Annotated in this window: 21 protein-coding genes; 11 read left to right on the top strand and 10 right to left on the bottom strand. The window is 66.1% G+C overall.

Annotation, left to right across the window (positions count from 1 at the left end):
• Positions 1–21: 21 nt before the first annotated feature.
• Positions 22–1,029: a ferrochelatase gene (gene hemH, locus LQ953_RS14360; protein ID WP_231031598.1), complete on the bottom strand. Its 1,008-nt coding sequence runs from the start codon at positions 1,027–1,029 to the stop codon at positions 22–24.
• A complete protein-coding gene (locus LQ953_RS14355) occupies positions 1,026–3,263 on the bottom strand; it encodes a xanthine dehydrogenase family protein molybdopterin-binding subunit (RefSeq protein WP_231031597.1) in 2,238 nt (745 codons plus the stop codon). The genes hemH and LQ953_RS14355 overlap by 4 nt, the downstream gene beginning before the upstream one ends.
• A gap of 109 nt (positions 3,264–3,372) precedes the next feature.
• Here LQ953_RS14355 and lgt point away from each other — a divergent pair, with 109 nt between their 5' ends.
• From lgt to LQ953_RS14330, 5 genes are all read left to right on the top strand, one after another.
• Positions 3,373–4,257 carry a prolipoprotein diacylglyceryl transferase gene (lgt, locus tag LQ953_RS14350; RefSeq protein WP_231031661.1) on the top strand — a complete coding sequence of 295 codons (885 nt, stop codon included), beginning with the start codon at positions 3,373–3,375 and terminating at the stop codon, positions 4,255–4,257.
• A 13-nt stretch (positions 4,258–4,270) separates the two neighbouring features.
• Positions 4,271–5,335, top strand: coding sequence for a class I SAM-dependent methyltransferase (locus tag LQ953_RS14345; RefSeq protein WP_231031595.1), 1,065 nt, complete (start codon positions 4,271–4,273; stop codon positions 5,333–5,335).
• On the top strand, positions 5,332–5,838 hold the full coding sequence (locus LQ953_RS14340; RefSeq protein WP_231031593.1) for a GNAT family N-acetyltransferase: 507 nt from the start codon (positions 5,332–5,334) through the stop codon (positions 5,836–5,838). Before LQ953_RS14345 ends, LQ953_RS14340 begins: the two co-directional genes overlap by 4 nt.
• Positions 5,835–6,596: a peptidoglycan editing factor PgeF gene (gene pgeF, locus LQ953_RS14335; RefSeq protein ID WP_231031591.1), complete on the top strand. Its 762-nt coding sequence runs from the start codon at positions 5,835–5,837 to the stop codon at positions 6,594–6,596. The genes LQ953_RS14340 and pgeF overlap by 4 nt, the downstream gene beginning before the upstream one ends.
• Positions 6,597–6,813: 217 nt before the next feature.
• Positions 6,814–8,130 (top strand): cystathionine gamma-synthase family protein, encoded by a 1,317-nt coding sequence (locus tag LQ953_RS14330; protein WP_231031590.1) that lies wholly within the window; start codon positions 6,814–6,816, stop codon positions 8,128–8,130.
• A 200-nt stretch (positions 8,131–8,330) separates the two neighbouring features.
• On the opposite strand, the gene LQ953_RS14325 is transcribed toward LQ953_RS14330, so the two are convergent.
• Positions 8,331–9,320 (bottom strand): SGNH/GDSL hydrolase family protein, encoded by a 990-nt coding sequence (locus LQ953_RS14325; protein WP_231031589.1) that lies wholly within the window; start codon positions 9,318–9,320, stop codon positions 8,331–8,333.
• 70 nt (positions 9,321–9,390) lie between these two features.
• Positions 9,391–10,287, bottom strand: a complete 897-nt coding sequence (locus tag LQ953_RS14320; RefSeq protein ID WP_231031588.1) for an iron-containing redox enzyme family protein — start codon at positions 10,285–10,287, stop codon at positions 9,391–9,393.
• 146 nt (positions 10,288–10,433) lie between these two features.
• On the opposite strand from LQ953_RS14320, the gene LQ953_RS14315 reads away from it, so the two are divergent.
• On the top strand, positions 10,434–12,767 hold the full coding sequence (locus LQ953_RS14315) for a GH92 family glycosyl hydrolase (protein WP_231031587.1): 2,334 nt from the start codon (positions 10,434–10,436) through the stop codon (positions 12,765–12,767).
• A 177-nt stretch (positions 12,768–12,944) separates the two neighbouring features.
• Here the strand turns inward: LQ953_RS14315 and murA are convergent, their stop codons facing one another.
• Positions 12,945–14,228 (bottom strand): UDP-N-acetylglucosamine 1-carboxyvinyltransferase, encoded by a 1,284-nt coding sequence (gene murA, locus LQ953_RS14310; protein WP_231031586.1) that lies wholly within the window; start codon positions 14,226–14,228, stop codon positions 12,945–12,947.
• A gap of 150 nt (positions 14,229–14,378) precedes the next feature.
• Here murA and LQ953_RS14305 point away from each other — a divergent pair, with 150 nt between their 5' ends.
• Entirely contained in the window at positions 14,379–15,083 is a 705-nt protein-coding gene (locus LQ953_RS14305; RefSeq protein WP_231031585.1) for a Crp/Fnr family transcriptional regulator, read from the top strand.
• A 309-nt stretch (positions 15,084–15,392) separates the two neighbouring features.
• Here LQ953_RS14305 and clpS read toward each other — a convergent pair whose 3' ends face one another.
• From clpS to LQ953_RS14290, 3 genes are all read right to left on the bottom strand, one after another.
• A complete protein-coding gene (gene clpS, locus LQ953_RS14300; protein ID WP_231031660.1) occupies positions 15,393–15,731 on the bottom strand; it encodes an ATP-dependent Clp protease adapter ClpS in 339 nt (112 codons plus the stop codon).
• A 159-nt stretch (positions 15,732–15,890) separates the two neighbouring features.
• Complete coding sequence (locus LQ953_RS14295) at positions 15,891–16,619, bottom strand: phasin family protein (protein WP_231031584.1); 729 nt, start codon at positions 16,617–16,619, stop codon at positions 15,891–15,893.
• A gap of 115 nt (positions 16,620–16,734) precedes the next feature.
• Complete coding sequence (locus tag LQ953_RS14290) at positions 16,735–18,468, bottom strand: PHA/PHB synthase family protein (RefSeq protein WP_231031583.1); 1,734 nt, start codon at positions 18,466–18,468, stop codon at positions 16,735–16,737.
• A gap of 124 nt (positions 18,469–18,592) precedes the next feature.
• On the opposite strand from LQ953_RS14290, the gene LQ953_RS14285 reads away from it, so the two are divergent.
• The 4 genes from LQ953_RS14285 to LQ953_RS14270 are packed head-to-tail and all read left to right on the top strand — an operon-like array spanning position 18,593 to position 23,425.
• On the top strand, positions 18,593–19,801 hold the full coding sequence (locus LQ953_RS14285) for an LL-diaminopimelate aminotransferase (protein WP_231031581.1): 1,209 nt from the start codon (positions 18,593–18,595) through the stop codon (positions 19,799–19,801).
• Positions 19,802–19,803: 2 nt separating this feature from the next.
• Positions 19,804–20,223 carry an acyl-CoA thioesterase gene (locus LQ953_RS14280; RefSeq protein ID WP_231031580.1) on the top strand — a complete coding sequence of 140 codons (420 nt, stop codon included), beginning with the start codon at positions 19,804–19,806 and terminating at the stop codon, positions 20,221–20,223.
• A gap of 52 nt (positions 20,224–20,275) precedes the next feature.
• Positions 20,276–22,363: a RelA/SpoT family protein gene (locus LQ953_RS14275; RefSeq protein ID WP_231031579.1), complete on the top strand. Its 2,088-nt coding sequence runs from the start codon at positions 20,276–20,278 to the stop codon at positions 22,361–22,363.
• Between the two features lie 36 nt (positions 22,364–22,399).
• Complete coding sequence (locus tag LQ953_RS14270) at positions 22,400–23,425, top strand: glycosyltransferase family 2 protein (RefSeq protein ID WP_231031578.1); 1,026 nt, start codon at positions 22,400–22,402, stop codon at positions 23,423–23,425.
• Positions 23,426–23,436: 11 nt separating this feature from the next.
• Here the strand turns inward: LQ953_RS14270 and LQ953_RS14265 are convergent, their stop codons facing one another.
• Positions 23,437–24,165 (bottom strand): class I SAM-dependent methyltransferase, encoded by a 729-nt coding sequence (locus LQ953_RS14265; RefSeq protein WP_231031577.1) that lies wholly within the window; start codon positions 24,163–24,165, stop codon positions 23,437–23,439.
• 1 nt (position 24,166) lies between these two features.
• The gene (locus tag LQ953_RS14260) at positions 24,167–24,556 is read right to left on the bottom strand and encodes a GtrA family protein (RefSeq protein ID WP_231031576.1); all 390 of its coding nucleotides are present in this window, start codon (positions 24,554–24,556) and stop codon (positions 24,167–24,169) included.
• Between the last annotated feature and the right edge of the window lie 33 nt (positions 24,557–24,589).

The raw sequence follows: 24,589 nt of genomic DNA, 5'->3' as shown, positions 1-24,589 counted from the left end.
CCTCTCTTGATCCCACCGACGCTACGTAGCGTCGGTCCAGCCTGCAAGTTCCCGTTGCAAAATGTTGCGCAGCATCGCGACGCCGCGTTCCGTAGCGTTTAGGCACGGCAGATAGGCAAAGTCGGTGCCGCCGGCCTGCTCGAATGTCTCACGCCCGCGGATCGACAGCTCTTCCAGCGTTTCGACGCAATCGGCGGAGAAACCGGGGGCGACCAGCGCAACGCGCTTGATCCCCTTGGCCGGCAGCTCGGCAAGCACGGTGTCGGTGGCGGGCTCGAGCCACTTGGCCCGGCCGAACCGCGACTGGAAGGTGACGATCAATTCGCGGTTCAGTGCCTCGCTCAACAGCCTTCCAGTCTTGCGGCAGTGGCAGTGATAGGGATCGCCCAGGTGCAGCGTCCGCTCGGGCATGCCGTGGAAGCTGGCGAGGATCGCGTCGGGGGTGAAATCGAGCCGGGCGAGCGACTCCTCCACCGAAACGGCAAGCGCCTGGATATAGGCGGGATCATCGTAATAGGGCGGCAGGGTGCGCAAAGCCGGCTGCCAGCGCATCTTGGCGAGCCCGGCAAACGCCATGTCATTGGCGGTCGCAGTCGTCGCTGCGCAATATTGCGGGTAAAGCGGCGCCACGAGGATGCGTTCGCACCCCTGCGCCTTCAGTGCGGCAAGCCGGTCCTGAATAGCCGGATTGCCGTAGCGCATCGCATAGTCGACGATGACGCCGTCGCCGAACGCGCCTTCCAGCTTCTGCGCCTGCTCGCGGGTGATCGCGGCGAGCGGCGACCCCTGCTCGCTCCACACCTGGGCATAGGCGTGCGCCGACTTCTTCGGCCGCGTCGTCAGGATGATGCCGCGCAGGATTGGCTGCCACACGATCTGCGGGATCTCGATAACGCGCCGATCGGACAGGAACTCGCCCAGATAGCGGCGGACCGACCGCGCGTCGGGCGCGTCGGGCGTTCCCAGATTGACCAGCAACACGCCTATGCGCGGCGCGGGGATCGGCGGGTGGTCGGCGGGGCGTTTCATTCAAGGTCCGATAGCAAGGGGAGGCGGCGGAAGCGTATGCCGGTAGCCGCTTGCAGGGCGTTGGCAATTGCGGGCGCCACCGGAGCCACGGCAAGCTCGCTCACCCCGCCTGGATCCTCCGCGCTGGGCACGATCTCCACCGTGATCTCCGGCGCGTCAGCGAGCGTCGGCAGGCGGAGTTCCGACATGTCGCGCACATCGGCGACATTTTCGCTGAAGCCCGTCGAGGCGCCGATTGCGGCGGCCAAGCCGAACAGCAAGCCACCTTCGATCTGCTGCGTGACGAGGTCCGGGTTGATCACCCGGCCACAGTCCACCGCGGCGACGATCCGGTCGACCTTTACGCGGCGTTCGCTGGTGAGATGCGCCTCGGCGAGCACGGCGATGTACGATCCGCGGAAGGCGTGGCAGGCGATCCCCTGCGCGCTGCCGGGCTGCCCGCCCTGCCAGCCGCCCAGCTGCGCGGCCATTTGCAGGCAGCGGGCAAGGCGAGGCTGCTGGCCGAGCATCGCCATGCGGAACGACACCGCCTCCTGTTGCGCGACATGGGCAAGTTCGTCCACGAAGCTTTCGGTGAAGAAGCAGGTGTAGCTATGTGCGCCCGACCGCCAGTATCCGGTGGGCACGCCGATGTCGGCGGAGTGGTGGTCCACCGCCAGGTTGGGAATGGCATAGGGCGGCACGGCGCCAGCCACCGCTGCCGGATCGCCCGAGTGGAGCTTGAGCGAGGCGGCGGCGAGCGGCTGTTCGCCAAGCAGGCGCTGCGAGAGTTCGCGGCTGGTCTCCGGCGCGGCTACCTTGGCGAGCCAGCCGGTAAGGCGGTTCGCCTGGTCCAGCTTCGCCGCCATGCGTCCAGCAACGGCGGGGCGGTAACGGTCGTGGCGGAAGTCTTCGCCGCGCGGCCAGGTGAGCTGCACCGGCCGTTCAAGATGCCTGGCGAGGCGGGCGGCCTGGCGGGCGATCTGCACTTCCAGCTTGGCGCCGAACGACCCGCCGGCAAGCGTCGGATGCACGGTGGCCACGTTCTCGTCGACGCTGATTTCATGCGCGGCAGCGGCGCGGGCCAGAGCGGGTGCCTGGGTCGGGAGCCAGAGGGAAAGGCGTCCGTCCTTCCACTGCGCGGTGCAGGTCATCGGCTCCAGCGTGGCGTGGAGCGCAAGGCCGACGCGGTAGTCGGCGGTGATCAGGCGAGCGCCGCGGAAGTCGGCGGCAAGGTCGCCCGTCGAGGCGAGACGGGTGCCGTCGCCGTTGAGCGCGCCCGACAGGGCATCGTCGATCGTGTCGCTGTTCACCACCCGCGCAGGGGTGCGGAAGCGCGGGCGCATCGCGTCGAGCGCGCGGTCGGCGGCCCACCAGTGATCGGCTACCGCCGCGACCCAGTCGTCGGTGGTCACCACTGCGCGCATGCCCGGAATCTGGTCGGCGGCGGCGCGGTCGAGCTTGAGCAGCGCAGTGTCGCCGGTCGGACCCATGCGGATCGAGGCATGGAGCATGTCGGGCAGGCGTATATCGGCGGCGAACAGGGCGGTGCCGTCGACCTTGGCAGGCGCGTCGAGCCGGGGCACGGCGCGGCCGGTCAGCCGGTCCTCGCCAGCACGCAGCGGCAGCGGATCGGGCAGGCTTTCGCCCGCTGCATCGGCAGCGAGTTCGCCGAAACCGAGCTTCTGGCTGCCATTCACCACGAAACCGCGGCTGGTGGTCAGCGTCTGCCAGTCGGCGTTCCAACGCGCCGCCGCGGCCTTTTGCAGCAGCACGCGGGCGGCGGCACCGGCCTGGCGCAATTGATCCTCGAAGCTGCGGATCGAGGTGGAGCCGCCGGTCAGCATCAGCGTGTTGCGCGTAGCATAGCTGCGGCGCAGCGAGTGCGGGACGCGGGCGAACGCCGCTTCGAACAGGGTCTCGGCGGCGAGCGGATTGGCGTATAGCGGATTGAGCGGCGCAGGCTCGACCCCGACCAGCTTCCAGTCGGCGCCGAGTTCGTCGGCGACGATCTGGGGCAGCGCGGTATAAACCCCCTGCCCTTCCTCCAGCTGCGGCACGGCGACGGTGACATGGCCGTCGGTGCCGATCTTGATCCAGGCGCCGAACAGCGTCTCGCCTTCAGCCGCGGTCAGATTGGGCAGATAGGTGCGTGGCCATGCGGCCCAGGCAACCAGCAGCCCCGCGCCCACGCCGCCGCCGATCAGCAGCGTGCGGCGGTCGATCCTCCCCGAGGTGCCATGGTCTGGAGCCATGCAGCACGCTCTATCGCGCCGCCCGCGCGCTTACCAGCGCTTCGGCCTTGGGTTTGACGCATGGCTGTTCTATCGCAGCCCGACACCCATCAACGGGGAACCGACGATCGTGCTTTCAACCATTCTTGCCGCCGCTGCCGGCAGCCATATCCATTATCAGGACCTAGGGCTCGATCCCGTAGCGCTGTCGCTCGGCTTCTTCACGATCAAATGGTATTCGCTGGCGTACATCGCCGGCATCCTGATCGGCTGGTGGTACCTGCTCAAGCTGCTGGACCAGCCCGGCGCCCCAATGGCGCGGCGCCATGCCGACGACCTGGTGTTCTACGCGACGCTCGGCATCATCCTGGGCGGGCGGCTGGGCTATGTGATCTTCTACGCCCCCGACATGCTAACCCGGCCGATCCAGGTGTTGAAGCTGTGGGATGGCGGCATGTCGTTCCATGGCGGCGTGATTGGCACCACGGTAGCGATCATCATCCTGGCGCGGCGGCACGGGCTCAACTGGCTGCGCGTGCACGATTATGTCGCGTGCGCGGTGCCGTTCGGACTGTTCTTCGGGCGGCTGGCGAACTTCGTGAACGGCGAACTTTGGGGCAAGCCCGCCGACCTGCCCTGGGCCATCGTGTTCCGCAACACGGTGGAGCCGGGCATGATCGAGCCTGCGCGCCATCCCAGCCAGCTGTATGAAGCCGGCCTGGAAGGCATCCTGCTGTTCGTGGTGCTGTGGTTCTTCTTCTGGCGCACCGATTCGCGCTACCAGCCGGGCAAGCTCGTCGGCATCTTCGTGCTGGGCTATGGCCTGTGCCGCTTCTTTGTCGAATTCTTCCGCGAGCCCGATCGCCAGCTCGTCTGGCTGGTCGAGCAGACCGGGCTGCACATGGGCCAGTGGCTGTGCATCCCGATGATCGCGGGTGGCGTGTACCTGATCGGCACGTCCAAGCGCCGGCGCCAGCGGGTGGAGCCGATCGCGGGATCGGAGAGCGTGGCCTGAGCCGAGCGATCCGATGACCGACACGACCACCCCGCCCGAGCCTTTGCTGCCCGAACGCCTCGCCCGCGCGATCACCCTGGGCGGGCCGATCCCCCTGTCGCAGTTCATGGGGGCGGCGAACGCGCATTATTACGGCACGCGCGATCCGCTGGGCACGCGCGGCGACTTCACCACCGCGCCCGAGATCAGCCAGATGTTCGGCGAACTGGTCGGCGCCTGGCTGGCCGACCTTGCCGCGCGGGCGGGCGTCCAGAACCCGCGCTACGTCGAGTTCGGTCCTGGGCGCGGCACCCTCGCCGCCGATGCGCTGCGGGTGCTGGGCGAGGCTGGCATGCAACCCCCCGTGCATTTCATCGAGAACAGCCCGACCCTCCGCACCGCGCAGGCCGAACGGGTGCCGGACGCCGAATGGCATCTCGACCTGGTCGGCGTGCCCGAGAACGGGCCGCTGCTGGTGGTTGCCAACGAGTTTTTCGACGCCCTGCCGATCCGCCAGCTGGTGGCGACCGGCGATGGCTGGCGCGAGCGGCTGGTCGCCTGCCAGGACACGTTGTTCCTGCCGATCGCCGGCGACCGCAGCTTCGACATGATCATCCCGCCCGATCTGCGCGAGGCGGCGCCTGGATCGATCCTGGAAACTTCTCCGGCAAGCGTCGCGGTACTGCGCGGGCTGGCGGCGCGGCTGGAGAAGCAGGGGGGCGCCGCGCTGATCATCGACTATGGCTATGTGGGCCCCGCGATCGGCGACACGCTCCAGGCCGTGCGCGGGCATCGTTATGCCAATCCGTTCGACGCGCCCGGCGAGGCCGACCTGACCGCGCATGTCGATTTCGGCACGCTGAAGGAAGCGGCGGAGGCCGAGGGGCTGGTGGTGCACGGCCCGGTGACGCAGGGCGCTTTCCTGTGTGCGCTCGGCATCGAGGCGCGCGCCGAGGCATTGTCGCGGGCGGCGCCCGAGCGCGCGGAGCAGCTGGCAATCGACCGCGACCGGCTGATCGGCGACGAGGCGATGGGCGAGTTGTTCAAGGTGATGGCCGTTACGGCGCCCGGCTGGCCGGTGCCGGCGGGGTTCGCATGATCCGCTACCGCGACGCCGAGGCGGGCGACGTGTCGGCGATCGATGCCGTCTTCCGCGAAAGCTTCGTCGCCACCTTCGGCCACCTCTACAAGCCGGAGGACCTGGCCGCTTTTCTAGGCCAGTTCACCCTCGAAGCCTGGACGAAGGAACTGGCGACGCCGGGGATGGCCGTCCGACTGGCCGAGGACGATGCGGGCGTGGTCGGCTTCTGCAAGATCGGGCCGGTGACGCTGCCGGTGGAGGCAGGGCCGCCGACGACCGAGCTGCGCCAGCTCTATCTACGCGAGCGGGGCAAGGGCACCGGCGCGGCGCAGGCATTGGCCGCCTGGGCGATCGCGTCGGCGCGGGCACAGGGCGCCACGCGCATGGTGCTGAGCGTCTATGTCGACAATCACCGCGCCCGGCGCTTCTACGAGCGCCACGGCTTCCAGGAGATCGGGCGCTACGAATTCCGCGTCGGCGATCATATCGACGATGATCGCATCATGAGCCTGGACCTGTGAGCGTCGAGGTGATCCGCGCGCGGGCACTCGATGGGGTGGCGCATGGCTTTCTGGGGCGGCGCGGTGGCGTGTCGGACGGCGTGCATGCCGGGCTGAACGTGGGCGTGGGATCGCAGGACGATCCGGCGGTGGTCGAGGAGAACCGCCGCCGCGCGCGCGACGCGGTGCTGCCGGGCGGACAGTTGGTGACGCTGTACCAGGTACATTCGGCGGACGCGGTCACGGTGCTGGAGCCCTTTGAGGAACGGCTGCGGCCGCGCGCCGATGCGCTCGTCACTAATCGGCCTGGCCTGGCGCTGGGCATCCTCACCGCCGATTGCGCGCCGGTGCTGTTCGCCGACCGCGAGGCGGGCGTGGTTGGCGCCGCGCACGCCGGGTGGAAGGGCGCAATCGGCGGCGTGACTGACTCCACTTTGGCGGCGATGGAGGCACTGGGCGCCCGGCGCGAGCGGGTGGTCGCGGCAGTGGGGCCGTGCATCGCGCGGGCGAGCTATGAGGTGGATGAAGGTTTTTTTCGCCGCTTCGCCGAAGCCGATCCGGAGAATGAGCGCTTCTTCGCCGACGGCCGCCCTGAGCATTTCCAGTTCGACCTGGAAGCTTATGTCGCGCACCGCCTTGCCGCGGCGGGGGTTCGCACGGTCGAAATGCTGGGGCTCGACACCTATGGCGATGCCGACCGCTTCTTCAGCTACCGCCGCGCGACGCATCGCGGCGAGCCCGATTATGGGCGGCAGATTTCGATCATCGGGCTCACCTGAATGTTCCCCGGCGAAGGCCGGGGCCCAGTCGCCACGTCTTCTCGAGGGCAGACCATCCTCAGTTAATGCGCCGGCGCTGGCCCCGGCCTCCGCGGGGGAACTGCTGAGGGGCTGAACAAGTAGTATCCTCAGGCGACGCCGCCCCTCCCGCGCAGCGAGGATTGAGGCGCCAGCGAATCTGGTTACACTTGTAACCAACAATCAATCGGAGACCAGCATGACCGACGAAACCGAAGCCGACCTGACCGGCGGCACTGCGCGCCGGCGGCCCAAGGCCAATGTCGAGCAGGTCGGCGGGCGCAAGCTGAAGCCCTCCACGCTGATGATGGGCCATGGCTATGATCCGGTGCTTTCGGAAGGATCGCTCAAACCCCCGATCTTCCTCACCTCCACCTTCGTCTTCCCCAACGCCGCGGCGGGCAAGCGCCACTTCGAGGGCGTGACTGGCAAGCGTCCGGGCGGTGCCGAGGGCCTGGTCTATTCGCGCTTCAACGGCCCGAACCAGGAGATTTTGGAGGACCGCCTGGCGCTGTGGGAAGAGGCCGAGGACGCGCTCGCCTTTTCATCCGGCATGTCGGCGATCGCGACACTGTTCCTGTCGATGACCAAGCCCGGCGACACCATCGTCCATTCGGGACCGCTTTATGCCGCGACCGAGACGCTGATCGGCCGCATCCTCGGCAAGTTCGGCGTGAAGTGGCTCGACTTTCCGGCCGGCGCGACGCGCGAGGAGATCGACGCCGTGCTGAGCGAGGCGGCAAGCGGCAATGTCGCGCTGATCTATCTCGAAAGCCCGGCGAACCCGACCAACGCGCTGGTCGATGTCGAGGCGGTAGCGGCGAGCCGCGACGCGATCTTCACTGGCGAAAACAAGCCGCCGATCGCGATCGACAACACCTTTCTGGGCCCGCTTTGGGCCAAGCCGCTCGATCAGGGCGCCGACATCGTCGTCTATTCGCTGACCAAATATGCCGGCGGGCATAGCGATCTGGTCGCGGGCGGCGTGCTGGGGTCGAAGGAGCACATCAACACCATCCGGCTGATGCGCAACACCATCGGCACGATCTGCGATCCCAACACCGCCTGGATGCTGCTGCGCAGCCTTGAGACGCTGGAACTGCGCATGAGCCGGGCGGGCGAGAATGCCGCCAAGGTGTGCGAGTTCCTGGCCGCGCACCCGAAGGTGGAGAAGGTCGGCTATCTCGGCTTCCTCGACCGCGGCGACGATGCGCGTCAGGCCGACATCTATCGCCGGCACTGCACCGGCGCGGGATCGACCTTCTCGCTGTACTTGAAGGGTGGCGAGAAGGAGGCGTTCGCGTTCCTCGATTCACTCAAGATCGCCAAGCTGGCGGTGTCGCTGGGCGGCACCGAGACGCTGGCGAGCCATCCTGCGGGGATGACCCACCTGTCAGTACCCGAGGCGCGCAAACAGGCGCTGGGGATCACCGACAATCTGGTCCGCATCTCGATCGGCGTTGAGGATGCCGACGACCTGATCGCCGACTTCGAGGAAGCGCTGAAGGCGGTGTAACCAGTCCCGCAGCTGTTCCCCGGCGAAGGCCGGGGCCCAGTTGCGGCGCACTCTGGGAGGGGGACTGACCTTTTCTCCTCGTCATCCCGGCCTTGAGCCGGGATCCCGCTTCTTCTGCGGCTCAACAGGCAGCGGGACCCCGGCTCAAGGCCGGGGTGACGGATATGGGAAGGTCACTCCACCTTCCGGAGTTCACCGCCTTACCCCCCGATCACTCCAAACAGCAGGTCGGCCATCGCCGCATCATCCTTCACCGAAGGATGCCCATGGCACCCCGTCAGCGCCAGTGGCCCAAACTTCACCGGCGTCGCTCCCGTTGCCTTCGCCACCGCTTCCACATCGGCATAGAAGCGCTCCGGCGCCATGAGGATCACCCGCGCCTGGCGCTGCCGCGCGCGCAGTTCCTTGACGAACGCCACATAGCGAGCCCGGTAATCCTGGCGCAGCGCGGCGTCATCCTTCCACGCTTCCCCCGGCTTCAGCGCAGTCGAGAAGTCATTGGTGCCCAAATTAATGACGATCGTCTGGGGCCGCCATGCCGCATCCGTCGCCGCGGCGGCCGCCTCGCCCGGGATAGCGCGAGGGTAGAGCACGGGCAGGCTCATGCCCGGCGCGAGACCGCTATAGTTGCGGACGATGCCACGCCCGGAAAAGGCGACGATGCGGTAGTCGGCATTGAGGCGCCGGGCGAGGACGGGACCGAACGCCGCTTGCGTGTCGGTGCGGTCGTGGACCTGTTGTTCGGTGCAGGTCTGGTCGGCGGAGATGTTGCCATAGCCGACGGTGTAGCTGTCGCCGATGAATTCGATCTGCCGCGGATTGGCCGCGCGCCGGGCAATGGCGTGGCCGGTTCGCGTGAAGAACCCCAGGAAGCGTGAGCTCCCCTCCTGGCTTTCGGTCAGCTTTTCGAGGCGGACGATGTGTTCGCCCTGCCCCAGTTTGGTGAACGAAACCCGCGCTTCGCCAGCCTTGGTGAGGGTGGCGCGTTCCTTGCCGTCGATCAGCACGCGGAAATGGTCGTGGCTGGTCTCGACCGCGACGCTCACATCGTCGCCGGTGAAGCGCCCCTCAAAATAGACGCCGGGCCAGCCGAACCGCCCGTCGGCGGTGACGCGCCCCGCGCTATGGGCCGGGATCGGCATGTCATCGGGGATGGCGAGGAAGGTGGCGAGCAGGGCGAGGCTGAGCATGCGACGATGCTAGCTCCTCGCCGGTACGCGCGCCACCTCCCTCGCTTTGCAAGAGGGAGGTGGGTGGGGTTCAGCCCCAGAGGTGAGTGCGGTACGCTTCGAAGCAGCGCTCGCCGCATTTGAGGCGGATCAGCGCGCCTTCGGCCATGGCGGTGGCGCGGCGGGGGTCTTCCTCCACGGCAGGGCGGATAGCTTCGCGGTTCCAGTCCTCGCTGTGCTTGACGTCGAGCACAGCGTGGAGCGTGAAGTAGCGCGCTTCCTTGGCCGTGAGGCCGACGCGCTTGAGGCCTTTGGCGACCAGATCTGCGCGGATCGGAGCGGTGAGTTCGATCACGCCGAGCGCACCGACCGAATGCCAGGCATAGCGGCGGTTGGTCGCCATCGCCGTCATCGCGTTGGCGAGCGACAGGCTTTCCCAGACGGTGTTTTCGATCACCGGTTCGACCTGGAGCGTGTCGACCAGCGCGTCGAGCATCGGGCCATGCATGCCCTTTTGCGTGCCATGGCCCATCTCGTCCCAATAGTTGCGGGCGAGTTCGAGCTTGGGGCGGGTCGGCAGCTTGACCTGCGTCATCGCGACCAGATCGTCGAAGCCCGCTTCGCCCGCGGCTTCCTGTTCGAAGAACCAGCGCAGTTCTTCCTTGTCGGCGCTCTCGGCGAGCCAGGGGAAGAGCGGATCGCCCTGACCTGGGCCGACCTGCTTCAGATTTTCGAACCAGGCGATGAAGCCCTCGACATCGGTCGGCGCGGCGGCGGCTTCGTCGGCGACTTCGGCGCGCAGTTCTTCGAGGAACGCGCCTTCCAGCCGCTGCATGCGCAAGTCGCGGTCGAAGGTGCGCTGCCAGTCGTCGCTGGGAAAACCGGGCTCGAGGCGCTCGCGGTTCCAGTGCGCCAAGCCGCGTTGAAAGCTGTCGGTAAGGAATTGCGAACCCGACGTCAGTCGGAGGTCGCGAATGCGTGTAGCCATGTGAGTTTCTCTCTCCTGCGGTAAGTCAAACCGGCAAAGGAGGAAGATGGTTCCGCAGAATGACATGGGCGGCGAGCCAAGTCACTGTAACGTAACTGCAATGTGGCGGGCTTGGAACCCAGCGTCTGCCATGCTCTAACTCCTGCATGCACCAGCAGTTCCGCCGCGCCGCGACCGCGCTTGCCGCCCTAGCCTTCGCCGCCGCCCCCTTGCGGGCCCAGGAAACCGAAACCGCGCCCTATGCGGCAGCGGACCCGTTCGTCGGCACCGGTGGCGAAGGGCACACCTTTCCCGGCGCCGTGGCGCCATTCGGCATGGTGCAGTTGAGCCCGGATACCGACACCGGCTGCCGGATCCGCGAATGCTATGGCCACGCGGCGGGCTATCGCTACGACGATCCCACGATCCAGGGCTTCTCGATGACGCACTTTTCGGGTGCGGGGCATTCGGACTTGGGCGACTTCCTGATGATGCCGGTTTCCGGCGACACCGTGCCGCTGGAGCCCGGCGACGCCAAGCAGCCGGGGTCGGGCTATCGCTCGCGCTTCGACCATAGCAGCGAGACCGCGCGGCCGGGCTATTACGCCGTGACCCTCGCCGACAGCGGCGTGCGCGCGGAGATGACTGCCGGCACGCGTGTCGGCGTACAGCGCTACGCCTTCCCAGCGGGCAAGGCGGCGCACCTGCTGCTCGACCTACGCAGTTCGCTGTACAACTATCCCGGCAAGATCCTGTGGTCGAGCGTGCGGCTGCGCGCGGACGGCACCATCACCGGCATGCGCGAGACGCGTGGCTGGGCGCCCGGGCGCAAGCTCTATTTCGCGATCCGTCCTTCCGCCCCGCTAACCGGCCACGCCTTCTTCAACCGCGAGGAGAAGGTGCCGTACAAGGGCTTTCAGGGACCGAGCCGCGGCGCCGACGATACTGCGCAGCTGCACGGGCAGGCGCTGGTGGCGCGGCTCGACTTCGGCGTGCTCGACCAACCGCTGGAAGTGAAGGTCGCAATCTCCAGCGTCGACGAGGACGGGGCGATCACCAACCTCGACAGCGAAGTCGGCGGCTTCGACGCGATCCGGACCAGCACGAAGGCGGCGTGGGAGCGGGCGCTGGGGGCCATCGAGGCCGAAGGCCCTGCGCCGATGCGCAAGACCTTCTACTCCGCGCTATACCATACCCTGATGGCGCCCAGCGTGCTGTCGGATGCCGACGGGCGATATCGCGGGCCCGACGATCAGGTCCACCAGGCCAGGGGGTTCACCTTCCACTCGACCTTTTCGCTGTGGGACACGTTCCGTGCCGAACACCCCCTGCTGCTGCTGGTCCAGCCGGAACAGCGCAACGCCGACTTCGTCAACTCGCTGATCGCCAGTCGGGAAGCGAGCCCGTTCGGCATCCTGCCGGTGTGGCAGTTCCAGGGACGCGAGACCTGGACGATGATCGGCTATCACGCGGTGCCGGTGATCGCCGACGCGTATCTGAAGGGCGTGCGCGGGTTCGACGCCGCCAAGGCGCTCGACGCGATGGCGGCGAGCGCCCGCTACGCGCCCTATGGCGGCTTGGGCGATTACATGAAGCTGGGCTACGCGCCGATCGACCGCGAGCCCGAGGCGGCGTCGAAGACAGTCGAGTACGCCTATGACGACTGGACGATCGCCCGGATGGCGCGGGCGATGGGCAAGGCAGACGTCGCCGCCGAGTTCGAGAAGCGCGCCGGATATTGGCGCAACAGCTTCGACGCGAAGACCGGCTTCCTGCGTGCGCGGAAAGCCGATGGCAGCTTCCGCACGCCGTTCGATCCCACCGCGATCAATTACGGCAGCGACTATACCGAGGGGAATGCCTGGCAATATAGCTGGTTCGTGCCGCAGGATCAGGCCGCGCTCTTCCGCACGCTAGGCGGCGACGCCGCGGCGGTGAAGAAGCTCGACGCGATGTTCGAGTATGACAATAGCAAGGTGGATTACAGCCATGCCGAGGACATCGCCGGGCTCATCGGCCAGTACATCCATGGCAACGAACCCAGCCACCACGTGGCGTATCTCTACAGCTACGCCGGCCAGCCCTGGCGCACGCAGGAGCGGTTGAAGCAGATCGTCGACAGCCAGTACAAGCCCACCCCCGACGGCCTGTCGGGCAATGACGATCTGGGGCAGATGTCGGCCTGGCTCGTGTTCACGTCGCTGGGCTTCTATCCGGTTGCCCCGGGATCGAACGAATATGTGATCGGACGCCCATTCCTGAGCCGCGCGACGTTGAACCTGCCGAACGGCAAGCGCTTTGCGGTGGTGGCGGAGGGACTGTCAGAGGCGAACCGGTATGTCGTGCGGGTGACGCTGAACGGGAAGCCGCTGGAACGCAGCTACCTCCGGCATGAGGAGGTGGTAGCGGGCGGCGAACTGCGGTTCACGATGCAGGCGGCGCCGAACAAGAGCTGGGGCACGAGCCAGGCGGCGCGGCCTTATTCGATGAGTACACGCTGAGGGTCAGCCGGCGGGTAACCCCCGTTCCCCGGCGAAGGCCGGGGCCCAGTTGCCGAGTTCCTAGAGAGGCAGGACATAACCGCGAATGCGTCGAAGCTGGGCCCCGGCCTTCGCCGGGGAACTTGTTTAGTTTCCTTCGTCACCCCGGCCTTAAGCCGGGATGACGGGGAGACAGCCTCAGCCGTCGCCGACGCGTTCGATGTCGGCGCCGACGCCCTGGAGCTTTTCCTCGAGCCCTTCATAGCCGCGGTCGAGATGATAGACGCGGTTGACCTGGGTCTCGCCCTCGGCGGCGAGGCCGGCCAGGATCAGGCTCATCGAGGCGCGCAGATCGGTCGCCATCACTTGCGCACCGGTCAGCTTCTGGACGCCGTGTACCTTTGCGGTGCGGCCATGGACCTCGATATTCGCGCCCATGCGCGCCAGTTCGGGAACGTGCATGTAGCGGTTCTCGAAGATCGTCTCGGTGAAGGTGCTGACGCCGTCCGCCATGCACTGCATCGCCATGAACTGCGCCTGCATGTCGGTGGCGAAGCCGGGGAACGGGGCAGTGGAAAGCGTCAGCGGCTTGATGCCGTTGGGCGCGGCGATGCGGATTGCGTCGGGTTTTTCCTCGACCGTGATGCCCGCCTCCACCAGCGCGTCGAGCGTCGCGCGCATGTCGTTCGCCGACGCGCCGACCAGGTCGAGATCGCCGCCGGTGATCGCCGCGGCACAGGCATAGCTGCCCGCTTCGATCCGGTCGGGCATGACGCTGTAGGTCGCGCCGTGCAGGCGGTCGCGCCCTTCGATCACCAGCCGGTCGGTGCCGATGCCGTCGACCGAGGCGCCCATCGCCACCAGCAGGTTGCACAGGTCGACGATCTCGGGCTCGCGCGCAGCGTTATCGAGCACGGTGGTGCCGCGCGCGGTGACGGCGGCCATCAGCACATTCTCGGTCGCGCCGACCGACACGACGGGGAAGCGGTACTCGCCACCCTTCAGCCGGCCGCCGGGCGCGGAAGCCTTCACATAGCCCGCGGCGAGCTCGATCTCGGCGCCGATCGCCTCCAGCGCCTTCAGGTGCAAGTCGATCGGTCGGTTGCCGATCGCACAGCCGCCGGGAAGCGACACCGTCGCCTCGCCTGCGCGGCCGACCAGCGGACCAAGCACGAGAATCGAAGCGCGCATCTTTCGCACGATGTCATACGGTGCCACCGTCGAGCTGAGATTGCCCGCACGGGCCGTCATGACTCGGCCGAATTCGTTGGGCCGCGTTCCTTCGACCGAGGTCGACGCGCCAAGAACATTCAGTAGATGTCCGAAGCTGTCGACATCTGCGAGACGTGGCAGGTTTCGCAGCGTAAGCGGTTCATCGGTCAGCAAGGCACAGGGCATCAGCGTCAGCGCGGCGTTCTTCGCGCCCGAGATGGTGATCTTGCCGGAAAGGCGGTTGCCGCCGCGAATAAGGATACGGTCCATGGCCGGCTTCTACTCGCTCCCGGGCGCGGTGCAAGCGGCAGGCCGTTGGTGGGGATTGATCGACTTTAATGCATTGATTCCAAGGTACTGCTTTGCACGGGGCCGGTGGGGGGTAGCGAACGCGTGGCGATTAGTTGTTTCGCTGAAATCTTGAGTGCGCTTGTCGAACTGACGGCAGGCGAGCGCGCGACTCTCGATAAGCTCGAGTCACGCCAGCGGCAGGTACGCCGCGGGGCGGTGTTGCAGCGCGAGAATGAGCCGTGCGGCGAGATGTTCATCCTCCGCAAGGGGCTGATGATGAGCTATGTCCTGCTGGACGATGGCAGCCGGCAGATCCTGCGCTTCCTGTTCCCCGGCGACATGCTGGGCATGTCGAGCGCGATCTATCGTGAGGCGCCAGAAACGCTGGCGGCACTGTCCGACTGCACCGTGGCGCCGTTCGACCGCACCGCGCTGGCCGACATCATGATCGCGCATCCCCGACTGTCGGCGCTGATCATGGTGCATGTCCAGATCGAGCGCGTGGCGCTGACCGACCGGCTGGCGGCGCTGGGTCGCACCAGCGCCAAGGCGCGCGTGGCCGCACTGCTGCTCGAACTTCGCAACCGGCTGCGTGTGTCGGACAAGGGCATTGTCAATGCTTTCGCGCTGGGGCTGACCCAGGAAGAAGTGGGCGATGCCACCGGGCTGACCGCGGTGCACGTCAACCGCATGCTGCGCCAGCTGGAAGAAGACGGCCTGATCGCGCGCGAGGCAGGCAAGGTCACCATCGTCGACGAACGCGCGCTGACGCGGGCCGCGAATTACGTGAACCGGTATGAAGGGTTGGACCTGAGCTGGCTGCCGGCGGCTTGAGAGCGCGGGCTCGCACCAGGCACTGAACACTTCCTCCGTCACCCCGGCCTTGAGCCGGGGTCCCGCTGCCTTGCCCCACAGAAGAAGAAGCGGGATCCCGGCTCAAGGCCGGGATGACAGAAAGTATAAATGAAACCAGTTCCCCGGCAAAGGCCGGGGCCCAGCTTCGGCTCAGTCAGCGAGCGAAGACGTCCCTCGCGGACGGCATTGCAGCTGGACCTCGGCGTGCGCCGGGGAACGGAAAGACGCAAACCAACGCCAATCTCGGCGACGCTGAGCGTTCAGCCTGCAGCGCGAACCGCTAAACCCTCACGCCTTCTCCAGCGTGCACTGCAACGGGTGCTGGTTCTGCCGGGCGAAGTCCATCACCTGGCTCACCTTGGTCTCCGCCACTTCATAGGAGAAGACCCCGCACACGCCCACGCCGCGCTGATGGACGTGGAGCATCACCTGCGTCGCCTCTTCCATCGTCATGCGGAAGAAGCGCTGGAGGACCAGCACGACGAACTCCATCGGCGTGTAATCGTCATTGAGCATCAGCACGCGGTACGGCGTCGGCTTCTTGGTGCGGCTACGGGTGCGCGTCGCCAGACCGACCGAGCGGTCGCGGCCGTCATTGCCATCGTCATGGTCGCCGTCTTCGGCCATCTGGATCACGGAATTTCCTGGTTCGACCATCACGTTGCGGAAAATATGGATTTGCCTGGCGGGAGGCAAGCCTGCGCGCGTGCGCGGCACGGCTTGCAAAAGGAAAAGGGGCGGTCGCCGCGTGGTGACCGCCCCTTTCAATGTTCAGACGCGAACGGCTCAGGCCGCGGTCTTCACCTTTTCGACGGCAACCGCCACGCGGTTCGACAGCGGCTGGGCCGCGTCGCTGGCGAGCTTGATCATCGCTTCGGTGTTCTTCGAGGTTTCGGCGACATAGGCGTCGAACACGCCGCGCACGAAATCGCTCTGGAACTTGAAGAAGTCGGTCGGCGACTTGATGGTCGACAGCGTCTTCATCGCCGAGGTGGCGTTCTCGAACGAACGGCGGCCATAGTCGGCTGCGTCCTGACCGAAGCTTTCCAGGCCCTTGGCGGCGATGCGGCTCGATTCGACCAGCGCTTCCAGGTTGCCCTTGGCGAAGTCGCCGGCTTCCTCAGCGAGCTTGGTCGACTTCTCGACGGCGGCGCGGGCGCGGTCGTTGAAATCGTTGAAAAGTGCCTGCGCCTTGGCGCCGTTCTCGATCGTGGTTTCCATGGTGCTGACTTCCTTGACGATGCTCTCCCGCGTCGCCTCGCTGGCGGATGCGGATTCGTTGACGATGTGCGCGGCGGCGGCTTGTGCCGGCGCTTCCGCGGCTTGCGTTTCGACTTCCTGCGACGCTGCTTCCACTGACGGTACCGGTCCCGACTGGTTGATCGGGGCGCCTGCCTCGATCAACGACACCGGCTCGGCCTTCTCAACAGTGGCCGCAACAGCCTCAGCCACGAGCGCGCTCGGCTGGGTGGTACGCACTGCGGGCTTGCCCGCTTTGGGTCCCTTGGTTGCCATGCGAATCGTTCCCTTGGATGATTGCTGCACTGCAATATGTAAGGGTTAATTGCATGCGCCGCAACCCCTCTTGTGCAGTGCAGCAACATCAGATTACTCTACGTAATCAATAGGATTAGCGCGTGCGCACATAGCTTCCAGGCGCGTCCTCGATGGCCGGCAGCGCACCTTGCCCGGGGATACGTGCAGCTTCTGCATCTACCTTTTCGGGATCGATCGTGGTCAGCCATGCGGCCCAGTCCGGCCACCAGCTGCCCTTCACTTCGGTCGCGCCCTCGATGAACTCCGCGAGCGTCTCCACGGGCGCGTCGTTGGTCCAATACTGGTATTTGCCGGCCGAAGGTGGGTTCACGACGCCCGCGATATGACCGGAGCCCGCAAGCACGAAACGCAGCGGCCCCTTGAAGTGGTGCGTGATCTTCCACACCGATTGGGCCGGCGCGATATGGTCCTCGCGCCCCGCCTGGACATAGGTCGGCGTGCTGACCTGCCCCAGGTCGATAGGCGTGCCGCTGACCGAAAGCCCGCCGGGCGTCACCAGCTTGTTGTCGCGGTAGAAGTCGGTGAGGTAGCTCAGGTGCCAGCCTGCCGGCAGGTTGGTGACGTCCGAATTCCAGTGGAGCAGGTCGAAGGGCACATAGTCCTGCCCCAGCAGGTAGTTGTTGGTGACATAGTTCCAGATCAGGTCGCGCCCGCGCAGCAGGTTGAAGGTCGCGGCCATGTAGCGCCCGTCCAGGAAGCCCTCGGCGCCCAAATTCTTGATCAGCGCGAGTTGGTCGTCGCCCACGAACATGCGCAGATCGCCGGCTTCGCTGAAATCCACCTGCGCGGTGAAGAAGGTCGCGCTCTTGACCTTTTCCGCCTCGCCCCGCGCGGCGAGCAGCGCCAGCGTTGCCGACAGCGTGGTCCCGGCAACGCAATAGCCCACGGCATGGACGCCCTCTACGCCCAGCAGTTCGCGCACCGTGTCGATCGCGTCGATCTGGCCGCGCTCGACATAGTCGTCCCACACCACGTCCTTCATGGTCGCGTCCGCGGACTTCCACGACACCACGAACACGGTGATCCCCTGCTCCACTGCCCAGCGGATCAGGCTTTTCTCCGGCGAAAGGTCGAGGATGTAGAAGCGGTTGATCCAGGGCGGGAAGATGATCAGCGGGGTGCGATAGACCTGGCTGGTGGTCGGCGAATATTGGATGAGCTCGTAGAGGGGGGTTCGCTTGACCACCTTGCCCGGGGTCGCCGCGATATTGCGCCCGATCTCAAAGGCTTGCGCGTCGGTCTGGGTCAACTGCCCCTTTGCGAGGTCGTTCAGCATGTTCTGAAGACCCTTCAGCAGGCTCTCGCCTTTGGTCTCTACGACACGCTCTAGTACCTGCGGATTGGTGGCCGGAAAGTTGCTCGGGCTCATCGCGTCGATGAAGCCCTTGGTCGCGAAGCGGATCTGCTCCTTCTGCTTGGGATCAACGCCTTCCAGCGCGTCGACACCCTTCAGCAGATGGTCAGCAACGGTGAAGTAGCTCTGGCGCAAGAAATCGAACACCGGCTGCTCACGCCATTGCGGCGCCTTGAACCGTTTGTCCTTGGCCTGTTCGGGCGTTTCCTCGAACGGCTGCGCATTGGCCGGGTCCAGGAAGCGCTGCCACAGCTGCATGGTATCGGCCCAGAAGCCCGCGCTCGCCCGCATCGCGGCCGTGGGATCGAACATCGCCGCCATCGGACCGGCGGCCGGCTTGGCGCCCATCAGGTCAAAGCCGTTTTCCAGCATCATCTGCTGCGCGCGGCCAAGCACCCAGGTCCAGTGCTGGAGTTCCTCCAGGCTGGGTTTCGACGTGGTGGTATCGGCCATGCGTTCCTCTCTCGCGTCGCTATCTGCGCGACCCATGCAACTCGGCGTTCCCGAAGCTGCGCATATGCCCTATCAACGCAAGGGCGGCGCGTTCGGGTGCCGCCCCTCTAACGAAGAGATGGACATGTCCGAAGAGTTCTACCGCATCAAGCGCCTGCCGCCCTACGTCATCGCCGAAGTGAACGGCATGCGGGCCGCGGCGCGAGCGGGGGGCGAGGACATCATCGACCTGGGCATGGGCAATCCCGACCTGCCGCCCCCGCAGCACGTCATCGACAAGCTCTGCGAAGTCGCGGCCAAGCCCGACGCGCATGGTTATTCCCAGTCCAAGGGGATCCCGGGGCTGCGGCGCGCGCAGGCGAACTATTATGGCCGCCGCTTCGGCGTCGAGGTCGATCCCGAGACCGAAGTGGTCGTCACCATGGGATCCAAGGAAGGCCTTGCCAGCCTCGCCACCGCGATCACCGCGCCCGGCGACGTAATCCTGGCGCCGAACCCGAGCTATCCGATCCACACCTTTGGCTTCATCATCGCCGGCGCGACGATCCGCGCGGTGCCAACCACGCCCGACGACGCGTATTTCGAAAGCCTTGAGCGGGCGATGAACTTCACCGTGCCGCGTCCAAGCATCCTGGTGATCAATTATCCGTCGAACCCGACCGCCGAGACGGTCGACCTGGCATTCTACGAGCGGCTGGTCGCCTGGGCGCGCGAGAACAAGGTCTGGATCATCTCGGACCTCGCCTATTCCGAGCTTTATTATGACGGCAAGCCGACGCCTTCGATCCTGCAGGTGAAGGGCGCCAAGGACATCGCCATCGAGTTCACGTCGCTCAGCAAGACCTATTCCATGGCGGGGTGGCGAATCGGCTTCGCGGTCGGCAACAAGCATCTGATCGCGGCGATGACGCGGGTGAAGTCGTATCTCGACTATGGCGCGTTCACCCCCGTCCAGGCCGCCGCAGTGGCCGCCCTCAACGGCCCGCAGGACATCGTCGAAAAGAACCGCGAACTCTATCACAAGCGCCGCGACGTGCTGGTGGAGAGCTTCGGCCGTTCGGGCTGGGATATCCCCTCACCCCGCGCGTCGATGTTCGCTTGGGCGCCGCTTCCCCCGGCACTCGCCCATCTCGGCAGCCTCGAATTTTCCAAACAGCTGCTGACCCACGCCAAGGTCGCAGTCGCGCCAGGCGTTGGCTATGGCGAGAATGGCGAAGGCTATGTCCGCATCGCCATGGTCGAGAACGAACAGCGCCTGCGCCAGGCCGCGCGCAACGTGAAGAAGTATCTCCAGTCGATGGGCGTCAACGTACCCTCGACCAAGGCAGGATGAACGTGCGCGAGGGGTTCCGTTTCTCCACCCGGTTCCGCGTGCGCTATTCGGAGATTGACGGGCAGAAGATCGTCTTCAACGCCCGCTATCTCGATTATGCCGATGTGGCGCTGACCGAGTTCTGGCGCTGGGCGGAGCTGGATGCGCTGGGCGCCGAGTGGAGCGACGCGGAGTTCAACGTCGTGCGCTCCACCGTTCAGTACAAGCAGCCCTTCCGCTTCGACGACATGGTCGAGGCGTTCGTCCGCGTGGACCGCGTCGGCACGTCCAGCATGACGCTGCGCATCGATCTGTGCCACGCCGACACCCGCGATCTGCATGCCGAAGTGGAGATCGTCAGTGTCCATCTGGACACCGCCGAGCGCCGCTCGGTACCGCTGCCCGATCAGGTACGCGCACGACTGACGGCACTGAACGGCTGAACGCCGCGCTATTTCGTTGCAAATCAGCGGCTCGCGGCCCCATTTAGGAGCCGTGCTGCGCCAGTATGAACTTGTAGACCGGGTCCTGTCCTACGACCCCGACGCCGATGAGGCATTGCTCAACCGGGCTTATGTCTTTTCGGTCAATGCCCATGGCACGCAGAAGCGGGCCAATGGCGACCCATATTTCAGCCATCCGATCGAAGTCGCGGGCATCCTGACGGACCTGCACCTGGACGACGAGACGATCGCCACCGCGATCCTGCACGACACGATCGAGGACACGGTAGCGACGCCGGAGGAAGTCGAGCGGCTGTTCGGCGCCAATGTCGCGCGCATGGTCGACGGCGTCACCAAGCTGAGCAAGATCGAGGCGCAAACCGAGAGCGAGCGCGCCGCGGAGAATCTGCGGAAATTCCTGCTGGCGATGTCGGACGACATCCGCGTGCTGCTGGTCAAGCTGGCCGACAGGCTGCACAACATGCGCACGCTTCACTTCATCAAGAACGAGGACAAGCGCCGGCGCATCGCGCGCGAGACGATGGAGATTTATGCCCCGCTCGCCGAGCGGATCGGCATGTACGAGTTCATGAAGGAGATGCAGACGCTCGCCTTCAAGGTGCTCGAGCCCGAGGCGTATGAGTCGATCACCCGGCGCCTGGAATCGCTGAAGATCGAGGGCGAAGACCGCATCGCCAAGATTTCGTCCGGACTGAAGCTGCTGCTGGGGCGCGGCGGCATCGAAGCCGATGTGACGGGCCGCGAGAAGCATCCTTATTCCATCTGGAAGAAGATGTCAGAGCGGCATGTCAGCCTGGAGCAGCTCTCCGACCTGATGGCGTTCCGGGCGATCGTCGACACCGAGGAGGAATGTTACCGGGCGCTGGGCGTGATCCATCGCCGCTGGCCGATGGTGCCCGGGCGCTTCAAGGATTACATCTCGACCCCCAAGCGCAACGGCTATCGCTCGCTGCACACCACGATCATGCACGCCGGCGACACCCGCGTGGAGATCCAGATCCGCACCCGCGACATGCATGCCCAGGCCGAGTTCGGTCTCGCATCGCACTGGGCGTATAAGCAGGGCGCGGTACGGCCCGACACGCAGGTCAGCTGGATCCGCGACCTCATCGAGATCCTGGAACATGCCGAGAGCCCGGAAGAGCTGCTCGAGCATACCCGCATGGCGATGTACCAGGACCGGATCTTCGCCTTCACCCCCAAGGGCGAGCTGATCCAGCTGCCCAAGGGGGCGACGCCGATCGACTTTGCCTATGCGGTCCACACCGACCTGGGGGACCAGGCGGTAGGCGCCAAGGTCAATGGCAAGGTCGTGCCGCTGCGCACGGAGATCGCCCAGGGCGATCAGGTCGCGATCCTGCGATCCAAGGCGCAGGAGCCGCAGCCCAACTGGCTGAACTTCGCCATTACCGGCAAGGCGCGGGCGGCGATCCGGCGGCACATCCGCCACAAGGAACGCGACGAGACCATCGCGCTGGGCCGCAAGCTGTACGAGGAAATCGTCCAGCGCCTGCCCACCCCACCGGGCGAAGCGGCAATGGGCGACGCGCTCAAGCGGCTCAAGATCGCCGACGAAGCGGCGCTGATGGAAGCGATCGCGCGGCGCCAGGTCACCGATGCACAGGTGATGGACGCGGTGATGCCGGGATCGGCCGATGGCGCGGAGCATGAGATGCCGCCGCAGAGCCACGCCATCGACATCAAGGGGCTGACCCCAGGCGTGGCATTCCGCTTTTCCGAAGGCTGCCGCCCGGTGCCTGGCGACCGGATCATCGGCATCCGCCGCGCGGGTAAGCCGATCGAAGTGCATCGCATCGATTGCGCGGCGCTGGCCGACACTGGTGAGGAAGACTGGGTCGACCTGACCTGGGGTGACAAGGCCGAAGGAGGCACGGCCACCATCCTGGTCACGCTGAAAAACGAGCCAGGCGCGCTCGGCGCGGTCGCGACGCTGATCGGCCAGCACAAGGCGAACATCCTAGGCCTGCGCATGGACAGCCGTGACACGACCTTCCACACGAACACGGTCGACCTGGAGGTGCGCAACGCCGCGCACCTGATGCGGCTGTTGGCTGCATTGCGGGCAGCGGACGCCGTAAGCGACGCCGAACGGGTATAGTGACGCGCGGCATCGAGCGCGCTAGACACCGCGCCCATGAAGCGGCCCAAACTTTCCGTCGTCGTCCCCTGCTACAATGAGGAAGGGTGCCTCGACATGCTGCACGCGCGGATCTCCGCTGCGGCGCGGGATGTGGTGGGCGAGGATTACGAGATCGTCCTGATCAACGACGGCTCGCGCGACGGCAGCTGGAGCGTGATGCAGCGGCTCTCCGCCTCCGATCCGCATCTGGTCGCGATCAACCTGTCGCGCAACCATGGCCACCAACTGGCGCTGACCGCTGGTCTCGACCTGTGCGCGGGCGAGGAGATCCTGATCATCGACGCGGACCTTCAGGATCCGCCCGAGCTGCTGGGGCCCATGCGCGAGCAGATGCGCGCCGAGGGTGCTGACGTGGTCTATGCCGTGCGCCGCAAGCGCGAGGGCGAGAGCCTGTTCAAGAAGCTCACGGCTGCCGTGTTCTACCGCATGCTGGACCGGATCACCGACACACCGATCCCGCTAGACACCGGCGACTTCCGGCTGATGACGCGGCGTGCGCTCGACGCCTTCCTGTCGCTACCCGAGCAGGCGCGCTTCATTCGCGGCATGGTCGCCTGGGTGGGCTTCCGCCAGGTACCGTTCGTGTACGATCGGCACGAGCGGCATGCCGGCGAGACCAAATATCCGCTGGGCAAGATGGTGCGTTTCGCGCTCGATGCGATCACCGGCTTCTCCACTGCGCCGCTGCGCTTCGCCAGCCATGTGGGGCTGCTGCTGACCGGCGCTTCGCTGCTGCTGATGCTCTACATCCTGGTCGGCTGGGTGATGGGCAATGCCGTGCAGGGCTGGACCTCGACCATGCTGGTCGTGGTGTTCCTGGGCGCGGTGCAGATGTTCGTGCTCGGAATGATCGGCGAATATCTCGGCCGGCTGTACGTCGAGTCCAAGCGGCGGCCGCTGTACCTGGTCGCCGATGTGGCAGGGCCGGTGAAGGGCCATGCCTCGCTCGGCTACCGCTTCGAGGATTCAGGCGAAGTGCGCGTGTCGCCGCAATCGGTGCGCAGCGACGCTGCGGAGTAGCGCGCCGAAGGTTACTTCGGCGAAGCCAGCACGATCAGGGAGAGCCCCGGCGTCAGCGGGACCCGGCCAACCAGGTGGCGCTCCAGACCGAAGATCTTTTCGAACACGGCATTGAGCGGCTTGGGCGGCGGTGAATCGTCGCTGTCGTCCTTGCCCATCAGCTTGCCGGCAAAGCGCGCCGCGACCGCCACCGGAAACAGCAGCGAGTTGAAGTAGCCAAGCTTGTGCGGACGAAGGCCCGCCGCATCGAGCGCCTTGGCAAGCGACGCTTTGGAATAGCGGCGCTTGTGGTGGTTCACCACGTCGTGCGCGCTCCACATCCATTGATGCGCAGGCACGGTGATCAGGATCTTGCCGCCCGGCTTCAGCGCACGGGCGATGGCTTGCAGCGCAGCGACATCGTCCTCGACATGCTCGACCACGTCGAGCACCGCGACCATGTCGTAGCTGCCGGGCTCGACGCCATCGAGCTCGGGCAGCGGCGCGGAGCCAACCTGCTTGCCCAGTCGCTCGCTGGCCTTTGCCGCAGCGGCCTCATCGATCTCGATCGCGTCGACTTCGCCATAGCTGGCGAGCATTGGCAGGTTGTGTCCCGTGCCACAGCCAATCTCGAGAATGCGCGCCTGCGCCGGCAGCTTTGCCTCGCGCGCGAGGAAGTCGGAAAGAATGTCGCGGCGGGCGCGATACCACCAATGGGTGGTGTCATGTGCAGCCATGCGATCGTAGACGACGCGGTCCATATCAGCCGAATACCCAGAAGCGGTTAAGTGCAAAGGTGACGAGCGGCGTCACGAACAGGATCGGGACCAGCGGCCACCACCAAGGGCCCGCCAGCATCGCATCGTCGGTCAGGATCCACACGAACATCGTGTTCAGCCCGAAGCTCACCAGCGACACGGTGAAGAAGCGCCAGCTGGTCTTCGACGCCTCCGCGCCGTGCCCGCGGAAACTCCACTTGCTGTGGAGCAGATAGCCCGAGGTCATCGCGACCAGATAGCCGCAGATATTCGCCACCTGTTCGGAGGTAATCCCAAGCCCCGCGAGCGGCGAATAGACCAGCGTGTAGAGGCCTGTGGTGATCCCACCGGCGATGACGAATCGGATCAGCTGGCCGAGCAAACCGCTCTCCACCAGGGTTTCCATCCGTCGTTGAACCGCGCTCAC

It is taken from the genome of Sphingomonas sp. IC-56, assembly GCF_021043375.1.
GTDB lineage: Bacteria > Pseudomonadota > Alphaproteobacteria > Sphingomonadales > Sphingomonadaceae > Sphingomonas.
This window is presented reverse-complemented; position numbering and strand designations above follow the sequence as displayed.

Excerpts from the sequence above, each read along its gene's own strand:
- hemH (WP_231031598.1), bottom strand. The coding sequence starts at position 1,029 with ATGAAACGCCCCGCCGACCACCCGCCGATCCCCGCGCCGCGCATAGGC.
- LQ953_RS14355 (WP_231031597.1), bottom strand. The coding sequence starts at position 3,263 with ATGGCTCCAGACCATGGCACCTCGGGGAGGATCGACCGCCGCACGCTG.
- LQ953_RS14345 (WP_231031595.1), top strand. The coding sequence starts at position 4,271 with ATGACCGACACGACCACCCCGCCCGAGCCTTTGCTGCCCGAACGCCTC.
- LQ953_RS14340 (WP_231031593.1), top strand. The coding sequence starts at position 5,332 with ATGATCCGCTACCGCGACGCCGAGGCGGGCGACGTGTCGGCGATCGAT.
- LQ953_RS14330 (WP_231031590.1), top strand. The coding sequence starts at position 6,814 with ATGACCGACGAAACCGAAGCCGACCTGACCGGCGGCACTGCGCGCCGG.
- LQ953_RS14325 (WP_231031589.1), bottom strand. The coding sequence starts at position 9,320 with ATGCTCAGCCTCGCCCTGCTCGCCACCTTCCTCGCCATCCCCGATGAC.
- LQ953_RS14320 (WP_231031588.1), bottom strand. The coding sequence starts at position 10,287 with ATGGCTACACGCATTCGCGACCTCCGACTGACGTCGGGTTCGCAATTC.
- LQ953_RS14315 (WP_231031587.1), top strand. The coding sequence starts at position 10,434 with ATGCACCAGCAGTTCCGCCGCGCCGCGACCGCGCTTGCCGCCCTAGCC.
- murA (WP_231031586.1), bottom strand. The coding sequence starts at position 14,228 with ATGGACCGTATCCTTATTCGCGGCGGCAACCGCCTTTCCGGCAAGATC.
- clpS (WP_231031660.1), bottom strand. The coding sequence starts at position 15,731 with ATGGCCGAAGACGGCGACCATGACGATGGCAATGACGGCCGCGACCGC.
- LQ953_RS14295 (WP_231031584.1), bottom strand. The coding sequence starts at position 16,619 with ATGGCAACCAAGGGACCCAAAGCGGGCAAGCCCGCAGTGCGTACCACC.
- LQ953_RS14290 (WP_231031583.1), bottom strand. The coding sequence starts at position 18,468 with ATGGCCGATACCACCACGTCGAAACCCAGCCTGGAGGAACTCCAGCAC.
- LQ953_RS14285 (WP_231031581.1), top strand. The coding sequence starts at position 18,593 with ATGTCCGAAGAGTTCTACCGCATCAAGCGCCTGCCGCCCTACGTCATC.
- LQ953_RS14270 (WP_231031578.1), top strand. The coding sequence starts at position 22,400 with ATGAAGCGGCCCAAACTTTCCGTCGTCGTCCCCTGCTACAATGAGGAA.
- LQ953_RS14265 (WP_231031577.1), bottom strand. The coding sequence starts at position 24,165 with ATGGACCGCGTCGTCTACGATCGCATGGCTGCACATGACACCACCCAT.